The organism is Cupriavidus sp. SS-3, from assembly GCF_035818815.1.
GTDB lineage: Bacteria > Pseudomonadota > Gammaproteobacteria > Burkholderiales > Burkholderiaceae > Cupriavidus > Cupriavidus taiwanensis_C.
The window spans coordinates 80331-96094 of record NZ_JAYLVT010000014.1; the positions used below are offsets into that span (position 1 = coordinate 80331).

The following is a 15764-nucleotide window of genomic DNA, read 5'->3' on the forward strand; positions in this document are numbered from 1 at the left end:
GCCAAGTTAGTGCGAAGCTTTTTGAAGGAGATTGGGATGTCCAAGAAGACCCCGCCCCCTCAGAAGATTGGCCGCGACGCAGGAAATGGGCAGTTCATTCCGGTGCGTGAGGCGCAGCGCCGTCCCAACACCACTACGGTGGAGACGATTAGGCGCACGCCGGCTAAGCCTTCGAAGTAATCAGAAGTAACGGAAGGGCCGCAAGGCCCTTCTCTTTCCTTTGCAGTTTTTTTGAAGACTGCGAAGGAAAGAGATGTAGAGATGCGCCCCTGTAGACGCTTGGTAGCTCACAGAATGCGATTGGACTGAATAGGAGAATATGACGATGCTAAATTGGGACGACGTTGACGCCACCCCGCAGGCCGCACAGCAGCCTGCCCTGCAACCCGCTGCCGCCACCACCACGGCCGACCAGCAAGGCGTCCTGCCGCCGAGCGCCACGCAAGCCGGCATCCTGGGCAACAACCCCAACGCCGCCGCCGCGCAGAGCAACCGCCGCGTCAACGCCGCCGACAAGCGCGTCATCAACGGCTCGACCGACGTCAACCAACTCGTCCCGTTCAAGTACAAGTGGGCGTGGGAAAAGTACCTGGCCGGCTGCGCCAACCACTGGATGCCGCAGGAAATCAACATGTCCCGCGACATCGCCCTGTGGAAAGACCCCAACGGCCTGACCGAAGACGAGCGCCGCATCATCAAGCGCAACCTCGGCTTCTTCGTCACCGCCGACTCGCTGGCCGCCAACAACATCGTGCTGGGCACCTACCGCCAGATCACCGCGCCGGAATGCCGCCAGTACCTGCTGCGCCAGGCCTTTGAAGAGGCCATCCATACGCACGCCTACCAGTACATCGTTGAATCGCTGGGCCTGAACGAAGCCGAGATCTTCAACGCGTACCACGAAGTGCAGTCGATCCGCGACAAGGACGAGTTCCTGATCCCGTTCATCGACACGCTGACCGACCCGTCGTTCAAGACCGGCACGCCGGAGAATGACCAGAAGCTGCTGAAGAGCCTGATCGTGTTTGCCTGCATCATGGAAGGGCTGTTCTTCTATGTGGGCTTTACGCAGATCCTGGCGATGGGGCGGCAGAACAAGATGACTGGGGCTGCGGAGCAGTATCAGTACATCCTGCGGGATGAGTCGCTGCACTGCAATTTTGGTATCGACCTGATTAATCAGATCAAGCTGGAGAATCCGCATCTTTGGACGGCAGAGTTCAAGGCTGAGATTACTGAGCTGTTCAAGAAGGCGGTGGACCTGGAGTATCGCTATGCGGAGGACACGATGCCGCGTGGGGTGCTGGGGTTGAATGCGCCGATGTTTAAGGGGTACCTGCGGTTCATTTGCAATCGGCGGTGCCAGCAGATTGGGTTGGATCAGTTGTTCGCGAATGAGGAGAATCCGTTCCCGTGGATGTCTGAGATGATTGACTTGAAGAAGGAGAGGAACTTCTTTGAGACGCGGGTTATTGAGTATCAGACGGGTGGGGCGTTGAGCTGGGATTGAGGCTGCTGACGCTGACTTTTGTTGTGGCGACGAACGGCAGATGAACTGCTTTTTCTCAGCAGATTCGCCTTTGCAATGACGGCGTAGTGCCTTCAGCGCATTTCGCCGCATGTGGCGATTGGTACGGAACTCCTCGAGGATTCAGAAGGTGCGGCGGTCGTTTGATCGACGCACCTTTTTTTCGCTTTGCCGGGTCAACAAACAACCGTCGTAGGGTTTGAATAGCTAGATACTGCTGGTCAGTATAGAAAGGCAGGACGCCGATATTTGTACGAAGTATAGAATAAAGGGTCGAAGATTATGCCTCATCGTCTGAAGCTGACGCGAAATGCTCAGTTCTTTACTCTTAAGAACGGAGTGGGCGTCGAGCAGGCTGTAACGGCGGTCTTGGAAGCAGCGTCGCACAATATAGTGGCTGGTAGCGATTATTTGGTCGACACTTATCGCCAGGCCTCAGTGGTTCCTCAAACGGATGTTCCGTACTCTTTTTCGGTGCGTGTTTTCAAGTCCGATCGGGAGGTGTATTTCTGGTCTGATAATGATGAATTGAGGGATATTATTTATTCCTTCATCATAATCATAGAGATTCGCGGATTCATCGTTGTATTGAAAAAATCTTGTGCGAATATATCTTCCGCAGTCGAGGTGAATTTCGATTCAGTGGATTCAGATGTACTGAATGCGTCTTTCGAAGACAGTAAAGTTGATTTCCAGAAAATTTCTATCAGAAATATGACTATTTCCGATAGAGCCCTGAGAGCGAGATCGTATGAGGCGGCAGACCTCAAGGGCCTGCTGTCGTCCCATGCGGCTGGCCGCTCGATTCCATATTTTCTGAAGATTCGTGACGGCGACAACATCAAGACCATATCTACCTCGTCGGGACGTATTGTTGAGGCTGCCGATAGGTCGTCAATGAACGAAATAGCTGTTTGGATCAACCAACAAGTTGATTTGCTATCGAACCCGGCACAGGACAAGGACTTTTTGCGGTCTTTTGCGAAGCAGGCTATTCTTTCTGCAGTTCTTGCTGCTACCCAACCTAATGCCTTATTGATTGAGGCTGCAACCCTTTATGATCGAATAGTCTTGGGCGGGTTAGAGCTTCGTTACAAGAGGAAGGATGGAAGTATATCTGAGCTTTCGAGACAACGTCAGCGGGTAATATTTCGTTTTTTGGAAAGGGTTTATGACGTCAACGTCCAAAGTGCCATTGAGGGGGCTCCAAAAGGTTCGCGCCTAAGGGTTAACGAAAAATCCATTACTTTTATATCAAAGCCGCTGCAGAGGGTTAGGCTGCTCAGCCAGGGAAAAGAGGTTTCTCTTCAAAAATACATTATAAAACATGGTCTGTACAGCATTAGCTTCATGGATCCCAAGTACATGTATTTTATGGGGAGATGCTATGAGGATGCTGCAGGAACTTCAGAGATCGGTAGTATCCTCAATATTCTGCACCCATTGCAAGATATCTGTGCGGCTACTTCGGAAAAAGGGACGATCTCCGCTGCGCATGGTTCTTTCGATGCTGGCAGCGTTTTCGGGGTTGTAGAGAACACTCATGGTAATGATGATTGGGTTTTTTGTGACGACTTGGGCGTCGAGTGGGCTGACCACATAACCCTTAGTAAGGCAGATCCGTGCATTACATTCATCCACTCTAAACACGCCGATTCCACTAGTACCTCCGCGAGCAAACTCCACGACGTTGTCGGTCAAGGCATTAAGAACCTTGGGAATATGTACTTTACCAAGGAGGCGTTTGAGAAGAAATACAATGAAAAATTTATAACAAGCTACTCCCGCGACAATGTGGCGTCTGCGATAGCAAGAATAAGGAGGCAGGCGTCGCTGCAAAATATTGGAGATTACATTCAAGATATCCTTGCGGATTATCGTGTAATCCGAAAGTGTATTTTGGCGTGCTCGTTTATATCTAAGGCGGAAATTGCCCACGAGTTTGGGCGTATGGCGGCAGGGCAAGCGGTACGGGGAAATATCACCCAATTATTCTGGATACTTTCCTCGTTTGCGCACGCAGCGAAAGAGTATAACGTCATCCCGATCGTGTATTGTCAGCCGTAGTCGTTGCTCTATTGGAGGGGAAGGGGGTAGATCTATTTAAACAAGGGGGGAAGGGGGGCAGATTTACTTCAAGGAGAGAGGGGCAGTATCGATCTGTCCCCTTTTGTTCAGACGTTAGCCACCCGCTCCGGTGGCCGCTGAAGAGCCTGAACCGGACGCCTGGACTTCAGGAATGCTGAAGGATCGGCTAACCAAAAGAGCCGAAAAGCGCGGACGCAGGAACGCTGGCTCGAGGCCGCCGTCATGACGATTCCCGAAAGGCTCACTGAGCCGTTTTTTCCAGCGGTTGATTTCGATGAGCGGCCTAGACCCGATTACGTTCGCTGAACTCTACTGCTGGCGTCTTCTCCTATTCCGATTCTGGCACGCAAACGCGTCTCAGCGACGGAGACTATAAGGGCAAGCGGCAATTGGAAAACCGAAGAGCGGCGATAGAATAGCTCGTTGGGCCGCAGTTCGCGGGCCAGTCTGCAGCAATTCGGCGCCAAATCGATTTGCTCTCTGGTCAGCGGCGATGGCGCGATAGAAAGGCTCAACGAGCCCGCTAGATAGTCAATCCAACAAACAACGAACGGAAGCAAGGCGGCGAATGGCAGACGCGCACGATGACGGAACCAACACAGGCGCGATTCTCCGGGGCGTGCTGGGCGCAACTGACTTGCGTCGGGTGCAGGAGATTCTGACTGCGGAAATGGCGCAGCAAAGGATTCAAGCGCTGATAAAGGGCGCCAATCTTGATCGCCTATGCGATCGAATTTACGAGCTCGCAGAGACAGGCGACCAAGAGACTCGCTTGACCGCAGCAGCAGTTTTGGGCCGCCTGGCGGCTGTCGCGAGGACTCGCGAGGGTCAGGTGTTCGGCCGGTTGCCGGAAATGCTTGCGTCTGAGCCTCCTTCGCTTGATGCGCTAAAGGGCGACGAGCGGACATACGCCGCACAAAGCCTTCGACACGCTCGTGGCGATTGGCTGGCGGACTACTGCATCCGAGAGTCGTTGGCTCTCGATACCGCCGAGAACGCGCGTAAGGAACTCCTTCTTACGGCCCTGACGTGCTACGACTCGGTCGGCAGCACGCTCGCGGCCCTGGCAAATCACGCCTCGTTGCTTAATTCCATCGAAAACACGGAAACGAGATACAGGCGGGTTAGACGCGTCTTCGCGCAACTCTCGGACGCGCTAAGGGAGTGGCAGGGGGCGGTCGGCGAAGCGCCCGGCTTGGCGCTTTCAGATTGCTTGGAGGTTTTTCTTCGAGGCAACTATGAGGCGGCCGGCTCCAACGTCTCGTTCTCGGTGCTCGAAGGGGCCTTCGTCGTCCTCGCACGGATGATCGAGATGCGCTTCTCTCATGCGCTGCACGCGGAGATGTATGCTGCGGTCGAGCAGGGTAAGAAGGCGGTCGGGAGCTCCGCATGGAGCGAATTTATCGCTCAATCAGAAGCCATCGTTCGACTGCGGGTGGACATGCTCGAAGCGGCCTTGGTCATCGCGAGGCAAAGCCGGACAGACATTCGCATAATGGCCGCCCTCTCAGCGGCCTTCGGTTCGCGAGCCCAAGTCGGTGTGGCGATTAAGCGGCACTTCAAGGACGCCCGCGATCTCGATCCGGATGTTCGGGAGTGGTGGAACTCCGGCGGCGAGACGACGAGCAGTCGCAGGACCGTCGAGCACAAGGTCGGCAACACCGAAGACCAGCAGATTGGGGCTCTGCTGGTCGAGGTCGAGAGCAACAAGGACGCGATGGAAAAACTGGGCCGCGACGCGATTCCTCTGCTTGAAATCGACGATTCGGTTCTCGCTTCGACCTTAAAGAAAGCAGTGTCCGGGTATATGGAAATGGCTCAAATCGCCCGACGGTTGGCGCGAATGCGCAAGCTCACCACGACCAGCCTTCGGGGAGCGCGGGTCGAATACAACCCGCTTGAACACGAAATGCTGGGAGGCCATCAGCCGGGGGTCCGAAGAGTGAAGGTCGTGCGGGACGGGGTTCAAAAGGAGTTCGCGGGGAAGATTAAAACGTTGGTCAAGCCATGGGTAGAGCCCGAAGAATAAGGAAAAGATATGGATGCGATCGAAGCCAAGATTCTTTTCAGGAATCTGCTGAACCGGATCAAGCAATCGGAAGACGGGGATTACCAATTAGGAGGGTGGTGACAAAAGAGGAGATGGCGGCACTGCGGTTCGCCCTCGACACTCTTTCGGGGGCATCGGCGGTTGCGGCGGTGCTGAGCCCTCCGGCAACACAGGTTTTGCTCGACGCGGAGTGCATTAAAGCGATAGAGGTCGCCACCACTGCCGACGCGGGGCACGTCAAGGCGCTTGTTGCCGACACGGCCGTCGAAAATGCCGATGTTGCTGTCGCCGAGGTCGTTGCCGCAACTCCGAGCATGATCCTGCGCGAAGCCCCGGATCTGGACCTGAGTGTTTTGAGCCTCCCGCCGCCCGCTGGCAACGTGCGAGTTTGCTTGGACTTCGGGACAGCGATGTCGAAGGCGAGCCTCGTCGAGGACGATACAGGATCGGGGTTCGAAGATGTCACTGTGCTGAACCTTGGCGTTCCGGGAGACCAAGAGGAGATCAGCCTGACGATGCTGATTTCGTCCGTATATATCGACAACCACGGTCTCATATGGTTTGGTAAGGCGGCCGTGGACCGCTCGTTGATTGAAGCCGCTGACGGCTCGCGCCAGCGGCTCGACAACATGAAGCGGCGATTGTCCGAGGACGGTTTGAACGAACGGGTTGGCGAAGTGTTCAACCCAATAGCCGGGGAGGTCCAGATTGTCTATGACGATGTCGTTTTAGCCTACCTGACCTTCTTGACGTGGGCGATGACCAAGTGCTTGGACAAATTGGGGCTTCCGCGAAACATCAAGAGGCGATTCGCGATGCCATGTTTGCCAGCCGACAAATCGCGAGAGACCGCACATCGTCTTCGTCTGTTGCTTGGCGAGGCCCAAGTGATGGCGGACACGTTTGACGACAGGCTGACGCAAGGGGTGCATCTCACAGAATTTGTCAGCGTGCTGGCCGAGTTGCGCAGCAAGGGAGGAAAGACTTATCCGTATGTCGGGGAGGACATCACCGAGCCTCTCGGCGTTGCCGGCTCGCTGCTTAAGCCGACAAGTCGAATGGACTCGATGGTCATGGTGGTTGACGTCGGCGCGGGCACCAGCGATCTCGGTCTCTATCGAATCGTCGTCGACCCGGAGCACGGAAAAAACAGCTCCCTGGAGGCGGATGGAGCGGCGATCGGCATCACGGAGGCCGGCAATTTCTTGGACAGGTTGCTCATCCGGTTCATCTTGAAGAAGGCCGGCATCGAGCCCGAGAATCCGGACCGCGTGCGAATCCAGCGCAAACTCGAACTTACGATTCGCGACCACAAGGAGACGTTGTTCAACGAAGGCTTTGTGACAATCGCGTTGCCTGAAATCGACGACGTTATGATCGAGCTAGAAGAGTATCGATCGTTGGATCAAGTGAAAAGCTTTGGCAGCTCTCTAAAAAAGACGATGCAACAAATTTTGGAAAAGGTCGACGACAGTTGGACGGACTGGATCGTCGCCGATCCCAGCCGATATCTGACGGTTGTGCTGACCGGAGGCGGCGCGAATCTGCCAATGGTGCGAGAGCTGGCCGAGGGAGAGATGACTGTGCGGGGAAAAAGGATCAGGTTGGTTCCGTCGTTGGCGTTCCCGAAATGGCTCAATGACGACTATCCCGAGTTGGAGCCAGATTATCCTCGTATCGCCGTCTCGCTGGGCGGGGCGCGCAAGAGGCTTATCGAGCGAGGCGGCGCGGCCACGATAGCCGGAGGCGGCGTCAAGACGACGCCGAAACTCACCGGCTATTACCAGAAGGGCTCGTAGCGAATGAAGCGGCGTAGACTTTTTGCGCCGCGGAACCGGAAATGCATTGAGGCGAGAAGCGGCGACGAGGAAAGCGTCGCCGCGGTTCCAACAAAAAAGGGGGACAGATCTATTTCGGAAATAGATCTGTCCCCCTTTCGCTTTCTTGAAAAATCTGATCCGAACTGTAAGAGGGTAAAAACTTTCTGCCAAGTCAGCACCATGAAGACTAACGATCTGCCAACGCTGCAGCAAGAAGTTCAGCGACTTCTCGGCCGCTGCCTGCTTCGGCTGCAGCAATTTGAGAGGCTAGCAAAGGCTGTTGTTGTTACCCATGAACTTGGTGGCCCGGCACACGAATTAGAGCAGAACCATGCACAGCGTGCCGATGAATACGCAACGAAAACGCTTGGAACCCTGATAGGCGTGCTTCTGAAATCGTATCTCACGATTGATGGGGCAACTTCCATCACCGAAGACGACAGCAAGCTGCCAATCGAATCGGTCACGCTTCGCTATAAGTGCTCTATTGAAATGTCATCTGATGCCTATGCAAAGGCAGCATCGGATCTAACTCATCTGGTCGCTTTACGAAACGACCTTGTACACCATTTCCTCGATAGATTTGACCTCCAATCAGTCGGTGGCTGTTCCGCTGTTTGCGTCCATCTAGACGATTGCCTATCTCTGATTGGCAGGCAATATGAGTTATTGCACGCTTGGGCAAAAAGCATGGATGAGGCGAAACTCGCGACTGCGGCCTTCGTGCAAACACCGGCGTTCAGTGAATTTGTTATGAACGGTATAGCACCCGATGGGACAGTCACTTGGGAGGCGGCCGGAATTGTCAAGGCGCTTCGCAATGCGATCTCAGAACTCGACTCCGGAGAGTGGACGAGACTTGATCACGTGATCGCGCTAGTCGAAAGCAAGCAGCCAGAGCAAGTGCCAGCGAAATACGGTTGCAGGACATGGCCGCAAGTCCTTCACGAGTCGCGAGTTTTTGATTTGCAGTACTTTGCGGACGAAAGCGCTCCGCGCGCGCCTTGGATTCGCGAGAGGCAAAGGTAGTGGGCAGAGCAACGAAGGGCTCGTTGCAGGGCGCTAGAACCTATGCTGAATTCAAGTGAACGGGTGATAAGGCGATGCCGATCACAGCCATGTTGGTACTTCGGACCCGCATCGCCACGAGGAGCTATTCGGCGAAGATAATAATTTGACCTTGCCGCACCTCGATCCTGGCAGTTCGCCCAACAGTAAAGCCCGCCCTCTCTAACCAGATGCCCTTTAATCGGATCCAGGGAACTGCTCGGAGACCGGTGAAGCCATTGTTACCACTTGGTGTGACAGGGAAGTGAGTGAGGCCCGTCGTAAGAGTGCGAACATACGGCAAGAATTCTTTTGTCATAGCGGCTTGGAAGAAAGTCACCGCAAGCTGTCCGGGCGCGGTAAAGCCGTTGCTGGAGTGTGTTCGGCACTTGACGAGAAGAAGCCTACATGCTCGCCGTGGTGACAGCCACCCTCTATAGATGCACGCCTGGGAAGCAACGCCGTTACCAACTGGTGGAGTAAGACGCAATGTGCACAGACTACTGCCGCTTACGGACAGCGACCCACTGGCGTTTCAGTTGGATGCTGCTGATCGCGGCTATCGTATTCACTTGCTCGTCAGCAATGGCAAGCGACGCCACCGATGCCGCGCTGGCTCTCATCACCCAGCGCAACATCGGCATCAACATGACGACCCTTGCCGAGGCTGTCTCCAAAAAGACGGGCACCTACGGCGCTATCGAGAAGTCTCTTGGCTCTGACCGTGCCAACGCAGTAGTCAGCGCGGAGCTAAAACGCGTGCGGCCCAAATACCAGCCGCAATGGGATCAGAACCTCGCACAGATCTGCGCAGAGCGATTCACCGCAGACGAACTGCACTCCCTGACCACCCTAGGTAGGGCATCTCCATCCGTCTCCAAGCTCGCGAGTATGCAGAATGAGGTCGGCCGCGCCATGCAGGCCCGGTCCTCCGATTTGCTGAAACGATATGTATCCGAAGCGCTCAGTGCCGCGCTCGCGCAGATCCCGCCAAAGCCCTGATCGCCTGCGCCCGCCTTCAGCTTCCACGGCAAGCCTAGCCAGCAATTCCCATCGCAGCACCTGGGATTGCCGACTCATTCCGATTCCAGGTGGCCCACCAAGCAGGAGATCGCGGACCACTCGGCCAAGGTGACCGATATCGTCGGCGTGATCGAAGGCATTGCCTTCCAGACCAATCTTCTGGCGTTGATGCGGCTTGCCGACGCGGTCGGTCACCCCTCACCCCGCTCCGAAAACCCCCGCAAAAACAACCGAACAGCACGCCGCACCTTCTCACGCCGCGGCGCATCCAACCCCGCCGCATCCAATCCCTGAACCGCCCGATGGAACGGCTCGGCCGCCACGCTCTGCAGGAACTGCGAGGCCACGAAGGCGATCTCGTCATCGCTCGGATTGCCGGCAGCCCATGTGCGGAATACCGGCTCGAATGAGCGTGCCGCGCCGAGGATGGCGAAGTCGACTACGGTTCGGGCCAGTTGTGGAAACCGTGGTGCTTCGGCAATCGTCACGCGATACAGGCCCAGGACCTCGGGTCGCAGGATCCATTCGAGCAGCTCGCAGGCCATGCGGACCAGGCGTTCCTCCAGCGGCTCGCTGTCGGCTTGCGCCGGCTGTCCGGTTCGCAGGTTCTGCGCCACGTAGCGCAGCACGGCCGCCTCGAAGACTTCTGCCTTGCCGGCAAAGCGGGTGTAGTAGGTCTTCTTGGAAATGCCGGCGGCGGCGGCAATGGCCTCCACGCTGGTGGCACCAAAGCCATGCTCGATGAAGAGCCGGGTGGCGTGATCCATGATGGTGTCGGCAAGCTGCCCGGCCCGTTCCAGCGAGGGACGTCCGGATGGCCGCACGGGTGGTTGTCCGGATGGCGCCGCCGTCATTGCGGTTTCTCTGCCCTTGCGCATTGCAATACTGTTCTCCGCTGTCGGCCTGATTGGGGGAGTGCCACGGCAGATGCGGCCCGCATCTGCGCATAGGGAAAGCATGGACTTGCGCATCGGCATCGGGCGTCCTATAAAGGAAACGATGTCGTTTCCTTTATCGTTCTTGTTATAGAACGACCCGTCCATTTGGCCAAGAATTATAAGAGGGCTGCATGCAGCTCTCCCGCCGATCCAGGAGACCCGAATGTCGCATGATGGCAGGCTGTCCCCCGCGTTGCCGGGCCGTGCAATTGACCAGGCCGCGCTTGCGGCGCGTTTCGGCGCCGAAGCCGCGGCGCTGGTGATGGAAATGGCCGCCAGCGCCGATCCGCTGGCCGATGCGGCCATCGCCGCGCTGAACAGCGGACAGGCCGGCCATCCGGCGATCCTGCAAGCGGGCCTGCGGGAAGGGCGCGCAAGCCTGTCGAGCCCGCCCGAGGCCATCGACACCTTGCTCCGGCAGGCCGAATCGATTCCGCCGTGGGTGGATCCCGAACGCATACGGCGCGGGGCCGAAGCCTATCTGAGCATTGGCGCGCTGTGGACGAGCATCTCGCTTGGGCCGGGGTCGCTGGCGCATACCTATAGTTCTCCGGCCATTGCCAGCGTACTGATGGCCACCGGCAACCTGGATGCGCAATCGCCGCGGCGCCTGCTGGAAACGGCCGTCTGGCAGCAGCAGACGCTGCGCCCGGGCGGCCTGGCGGCCGGCGCGCCGGGCTATATACATACCTTGCAGGTTCGCATTCTGCACGCCCGCGTCCGGGTCGGCTTGCTGGCGCGCGGATGGGACACCACGCAACGCGGCATGCCCATCAGCCAGCTCGATATGTTGCGCACGTGGCTGGATTTCACCTACGTGCCCTTCAACGCGCTGGAGAAGATCGGCATTGAATTTGATGCCGACGAGTTCCGCGACCTCTACCACGTGTGGCAACTGGTGGCCCACTTGCTGGGGATTGAAGACCGCTACTACCGCCGGGTGACCGACCAGGCGTCCGGCGCGGAAATGCTGGCGCTGATCGATGCAGCCGCCGGCGAGCCCGATCAGGCCGCCGCGACGCTGACGGCCAAGATGCTGGATGCGGCCGCCCAACGCCTGGGGCCTGCCCTGGGCATGCCCGCAGACGCGGCGGTGGGTCTGATGCACGCTTTCTGCCGGCTGTTCCACGGCGATGACTTTGCCGACAAGCTGGGCGTGCAACGCAACTGGTGGAGCGGGCTGATGCCGGTCTTCGCCAATTCGAACCGATACCAGCGCCTGCTTGAGCGGAGTGACCCCGAGGTCCGGCAGGGCAAGATCGCCGCCACGCTGGCGGCGTTCGATCAGCAGATCGCGGCGCTCAAGGGGGAGACGACTTATCAGCACAACCTGAGTGCGTACTCGGGAGCGGGGATGCCCAGGACGCTTGCGGGTGCGTGACGGCGGCGACACTGCCGAAGCCACCTTGGGCTTGGCCGACGTTGGCGAAACGACCGAGCGTAGAAGATCAACGCGAAATCGACATCCTTGGAGGTGTACCGCTTGATCGGAATGCCGACTAACAAAGAAAAGGCAGAGCCCGGTAAACCAGATGACGCTTCCCTTGTGACCGTTGAGCCGTTCGCGATCTGCGCGAGAGATCGACAACGCTTGCTTCTCCACATAGGGCGGACTGTGGCGAATCATAGGTATCGACCGACAATCAATCTGACATAGGTGGCTCGTTAAATTTGCCGAAAACGTTCAATGAGGAACGCATAGGTTCAAGCTGGGCGCATCGCGCCCCGACGGCGGCTAGGAACTTCATCCAGACTGATCGGATAGCACCTTCGTCAGCGCCATCACCAGCGCATCACAATCGCTTTCCGAGCCGATGGTGATGCGCAGGAAATTCTCAATCCGCGGGCTCACGAAATGCCTGACCAGGACACCGTGCTGGCGCAGTCCGGCCATCAGGCGTGAAGCTGGACAAGCCGGATGTGCTGCGAACAGAAAATTGGCCGATGACGGAAGGACGATCATCCCCGGGCGTCTGAGTTCCTCGGTCACCAGCTGGCGCAGTCGAACGATTTCGGCAACGGTCTTGGCAAAACAGTGGGCGTCCCCCAGCGAAGCAATAGCCGCGGCAACCGACAGTGACGACAAGGGATACGAGTTGAAGCTGTTCTTGACTCTGTTCAAGCCGTCAATCAATGCCATATGGCCGAGCGCGTATCCGACCCGTATTCCCGCCAAGCCCCGGGACTTGGAGAAGGTACGGACGACCAAAAGATTGGGATAGCGATCTATCAGCCCGATTGCACTTTCGCCGCCGAAATCCACATAGGCTTCATCGACGACGACCACCTGATCCAGATGCGATACCAGCATGCGCTCGATGTCGGTGCAGGCCAGCGCGATGCCGGTGGGCGCATTCGGGTTGGCGAGGACCACGCCGCCGCAGGACTGCTCGTAGTCGCACACATTGATGCGGTACTCGGAATCGAGCGGAATCGCCTTATACGCAATGCCATACAACGCGCAGTAGGTCCGGTAGAAGGCATAGGTCACGTCCGGCATCAGAACTGGCCGGTCATGTCTGAGCAGTGCGCAGAATGTATGTGCCAGCACTTCGTCGGAGCCATTTCCGACGAACACGTTGTCGACGCGAACGCCGTGCTCGCGCGCCAGTGCGTCACGCAACGCGGTCGAATCCGGATCAGGATAGCGCCTCAGTTGCTCGATGGGCCAAGTCCGAAGGACATCGGCGACGGCGGGAGACGGTCCGAATGGACTCTCGTTGGTATTGAGCTTGACCAGGCCGCTCTGCCGAGGTTGCTCGCCCGGCGTATATGGGGCCAAACCATCCAACCCCGGACTCCAGAATTTACTCATCCTAGCTCCTTGAATCGAGAGCGTCGTCCAATCCGGCTTGCACCACATGCGTGGGCAATCTGCTATTGAAGAGTACTCAGACCAGCAGTTCCAGCTCTGCCTTGCTCATACATGCCTTCGTTCGTTGCACAACGTGCGCAATGAGGCTGCCGCGGATGTATGCGTCATAAGCGTACTTCATTCCGATCGCAAATTCTGCCTGATCCTCGTCGTCCATGCGTGCGGCCAGGATGGCAAAATGCTTCGAATCATTCGATATGAAGACCGAGTACATCCCGTACGTGAAGGCGAAATTCTGAGAGCTGGTCTAAAAGTTCGCGACAGATCTTCGTCGACGCACCAACGCGTTGGCATGATCAGCGCTCTCCTTCGATGCGCAAACATCAATCTTGGATCGCAAACATCAGTATCGCTCCGCGCTATTCGCTACGTGATTCTTCACGTCATTTCGGAGGGTCATCTGTTGGTTAAGGCAACAATGCTTCGATAGAAATAATTGTCGATGCAATAACTTGCCAATCTATAGGTCTGCTCATACGCTGAAAGTGGCAGCGATAGTGCCGCCAACTTTTCGAATCAAGGAGAAACTGAAGATGGGCAGGTATCAATACAACGCCGAGGTATTCTGCGATCATGCCACCCCTGAAAAGGAATCGGCATTTCGATTGCACATGGATCTTCCGTTTCCGAAGGAGGATTTCGACAGACTGCATGAGATGCTTAATCAGGACCAGTGGGAGGAATTTTCCAACTACTTCTCCCTGCGCTATCCGGAGCACAAAGACATCATTGATATTTGGTGCGCCGGCAGCGCAAAACGTAGATCTTGCGGGCGGAAGCTCCATTGCCTCGATCAGCATGAAGCTCTAGCTGCTTGAAATACGGCGATCGGCCATGGCACGCCGAGACGATTCCCCATGCCATGGCACTTCTCATACTGCAATATGGGACACCATTGAGAACGATGCCGTTGGCAACAGCGATGGTGTCTCCCGACCGCAAATGACCGACCGCCAGAAATTAAAAACAACCATCGTCTATGTTTGCCTGGTCTTCCGAACAATACTGGTGGCGACGCTATTCGATGTGCTCAGCCCCGTCCTTCCTCTGATTGGCGCCGACCTTGCCGTCAGTCAGGCGAGATTTCAGACCTTCTTCTCGGCGACCTTGATGGTGGGCGCGGCAGTTTTCCTTGTCGCGCCGTGGCTGGTCGATCATATTGGCAGACTGCGCAGCGTAACCGTGAGCGCCGTGGGGGCCAGCTTGCTGGGCCTACTGAGTGCGGCTGCCCAAAGCTACCTGGCCTTTGCGGCGGCGCTGCTGGCAATGTTTGCGGTAAATGCAATAGGCGCGGTTGGAAACCGGGCCCTAATGCGTGACCTCTTGGCCCATGAGCGATACAGGAAACTATTTGCCTACGGGCAAGCCGCATTGGAAGCGACCAGCATCATTGCTCCATTGGCTGCCGGATGGATCGCCGCTGTGTGGGGGTGGCGCGCAATGTTTGCAGCGTTCTGCATGCCTCTGCTCGCGGTGCCGGTGCTATTCGCAATATTTCCGCCTCCGGCCGGCGCGGCTGCTCATGATCTCCGGCCCTCCCGCGGGACGATGTCGCTTCGTGATTTGACTAGTCTTTGCATGACAGCCAGGATCCCGCTGATCCTGCTGTGTGCGACTCAAGGCGGCTATACCACTTTATTGGTGGTCAAACCATTCCTGTTGGCTAGTCTCTTCAACATGTCAGTCACTGAGATAGGGATCGTTTTTGCCGGCTTCGCAGGGGTCGGCGTAATCGGCTACCTGTGCTCCGGCGCGTTGATGGCACGCGTACCTGAGCGCAGCCTTGTTGCGGCCGGCATTTTATGTCTAGGCCTTTCCTCGCTTGGACTATTGCTCCTCTCGATCACCCAAGCGCACGCGCTGCCCCTTTTCCTGGCAGCATTGGCTGCTGCCCAGCTGGGCTACTGCCTTATCGTACCCATCGCCAACGCGTGGATCATGAATGTCGCCGCCGAGTACCGTGCCTTTGCCGCTGGCATGTTGGGCGGCTTGCAGACGTTGACCGGCGGGGCTGTCGCGTTCCTGGCGAGTCTTGCCTACAACGATTCAGCACTGCCGGTCGCCGTTGTCTGTACGATTTCCACGCTTGTTTCAGCTGCAACACTGCGGCGCATGCGCTGACAGTCAGGTGCTCAGCACGCCGGACCGAGAAAAAGTCCATGTTTCAGTATGCAAACGCATAGCGTCGTGGTGTTGGCAATGTGATCTCAAGAACGCCAGAAGAGACTCGAGCCGGCGCCAGCGCCTTAACTGGCCCCGTACTGTACTAAGTCCGTAGCGACGATCGGCAATGGTGAAGATAACCACCCAGTGGCCGTTTTCTTCATGGTGGCGTCAATGTCGTAACCACAACCAAGCAGAGTTGCCAGACGATGCAACTCCGAGATGGTGATAA

14 protein-coding genes and 1 pseudogene are annotated in these 15764 nt (G+C 56.9%); 11 read left to right on the top strand and 4 right to left on the bottom strand.

The window, feature by feature from the left end:
• Window positions 1-36 precede the first annotated feature (36 nt).
• From U9J39_RS21005 to U9J39_RS21030, 6 genes are all read left to right on the top strand, one after another.
• Window positions 37-180, top strand: a complete 144-nt coding sequence (locus U9J39_RS21005; RefSeq protein WP_326347949.1) for a hypothetical protein — start codon at window positions 37-39, stop codon at window positions 178-180.
• Window positions 181-325: 145 nt separating this feature from the next.
• Window positions 326-1510: a ribonucleotide-diphosphate reductase subunit beta gene (locus tag U9J39_RS21010; RefSeq protein WP_326347974.1), complete on the top strand. Its 1185-nt coding sequence runs from the start codon at window positions 326-328 to the stop codon at window positions 1508-1510.
• A gap of 300 nt (window positions 1511-1810) precedes the next feature.
• Window positions 1811-3595, top strand: a complete 1785-nt coding sequence (locus tag U9J39_RS21015) for a hypothetical protein (RefSeq protein ID WP_326347950.1) — start codon at window positions 1811-1813, stop codon at window positions 3593-3595.
• A gap of 589 nt (window positions 3596-4184) precedes the next feature.
• On the top strand, window positions 4185-5645 hold the full coding sequence (locus tag U9J39_RS21020) for a hypothetical protein (RefSeq protein ID WP_326347951.1): 1461 nt from the start codon (window positions 4185-4187) through the stop codon (window positions 5643-5645).
• A gap of 98 nt (window positions 5646-5743) precedes the next feature.
• Window positions 5744-7465, top strand: a complete 1722-nt coding sequence (locus U9J39_RS21025; protein ID WP_326347952.1) for a hypothetical protein — start codon at window positions 5744-5746, stop codon at window positions 7463-7465.
• A gap of 201 nt (window positions 7466-7666) precedes the next feature.
• On the top strand, window positions 7667-8515 hold the full coding sequence (locus U9J39_RS21030) for an OST-HTH/LOTUS domain-containing protein (protein ID WP_326347953.1): 849 nt from the start codon (window positions 7667-7669) through the stop codon (window positions 8513-8515).
• Between the two features lie 124 nt (window positions 8516-8639).
• Here U9J39_RS21030 and U9J39_RS29470 read toward each other — a convergent pair whose 3' ends face one another.
• Window positions 8640-8852, bottom strand: coding sequence for a SymE family type I addiction module toxin (locus U9J39_RS29470; RefSeq protein WP_442784915.1), 213 nt, complete (start codon window positions 8850-8852; stop codon window positions 8640-8642).
• A gap of 224 nt (window positions 8853-9076) precedes the next feature.
• Here U9J39_RS29470 and U9J39_RS21035 point away from each other — a divergent pair, with 224 nt between their 5' ends.
• Both U9J39_RS21035 and U9J39_RS21040 read left to right on the top strand, forming a co-directional pair.
• Window positions 9077-9535 (top strand): hypothetical protein, encoded by a 459-nt coding sequence (locus tag U9J39_RS21035; RefSeq protein ID WP_326347954.1) that lies wholly within the window; start codon window positions 9077-9079, stop codon window positions 9533-9535.
• 96 nt (window positions 9536-9631) lie between these two features.
• A pseudogene (locus U9J39_RS21040) lies at window positions 9632-9742 on the top strand (methyl-accepting chemotaxis protein); the annotation flags it as partial.
• 5 nt (window positions 9743-9747) lie between these two features.
• Here the strand turns inward: U9J39_RS21040 and U9J39_RS21045 are convergent.
• Window positions 9748-10323: a TetR/AcrR family transcriptional regulator gene (locus U9J39_RS21045; RefSeq protein ID WP_326347975.1), complete on the bottom strand. Its 576-nt coding sequence runs from the start codon at window positions 10321-10323 to the stop codon at window positions 9748-9750.
• A 334-nt stretch (window positions 10324-10657) separates the two neighbouring features.
• On the opposite strand from U9J39_RS21045, the gene U9J39_RS21050 reads away from it, so the two are divergent.
• On the top strand, window positions 10658-11875 hold the full coding sequence (locus U9J39_RS21050; RefSeq protein ID WP_326347955.1) for an oxygenase MpaB family protein: 1218 nt from the start codon (window positions 10658-10660) through the stop codon (window positions 11873-11875).
• 363 nt (window positions 11876-12238) lie between these two features.
• Here the strand turns inward: U9J39_RS21050 and hisC are convergent, their stop codons facing one another.
• Together hisC and U9J39_RS21060 are read right to left on the bottom strand one after the other, a co-directional pair.
• The gene (gene hisC / locus U9J39_RS21055; protein ID WP_116313093.1) at window positions 12239-13309 is read right to left on the bottom strand and encodes a histidinol-phosphate transaminase; all 1071 of its coding nucleotides are present in this window, start codon (window positions 13307-13309) and stop codon (window positions 12239-12241) included.
• A gap of 76 nt (window positions 13310-13385) precedes the next feature.
• Entirely contained in the window at window positions 13386-13526 is a 141-nt protein-coding gene (locus U9J39_RS21060) for a hypothetical protein (protein ID WP_198036002.1), read from the bottom strand.
• 376 nt (window positions 13527-13902) lie between these two features.
• On the opposite strand from U9J39_RS21060, the gene U9J39_RS21065 reads away from it, so the two are divergent.
• Together U9J39_RS21065 and U9J39_RS21070 are read left to right on the top strand one after the other, a co-directional pair.
• Window positions 13903-14187 (top strand): hypothetical protein, encoded by a 285-nt coding sequence (locus U9J39_RS21065; RefSeq protein WP_116313091.1) that lies wholly within the window; start codon window positions 13903-13905, stop codon window positions 14185-14187.
• A gap of 124 nt (window positions 14188-14311) precedes the next feature.
• On the top strand, window positions 14312-15490 hold the full coding sequence (locus U9J39_RS21070) for an MFS transporter (RefSeq protein ID WP_326347956.1): 1179 nt from the start codon (window positions 14312-14314) through the stop codon (window positions 15488-15490).
• Window positions 15491-15764 lie beyond the last annotated feature (274 nt).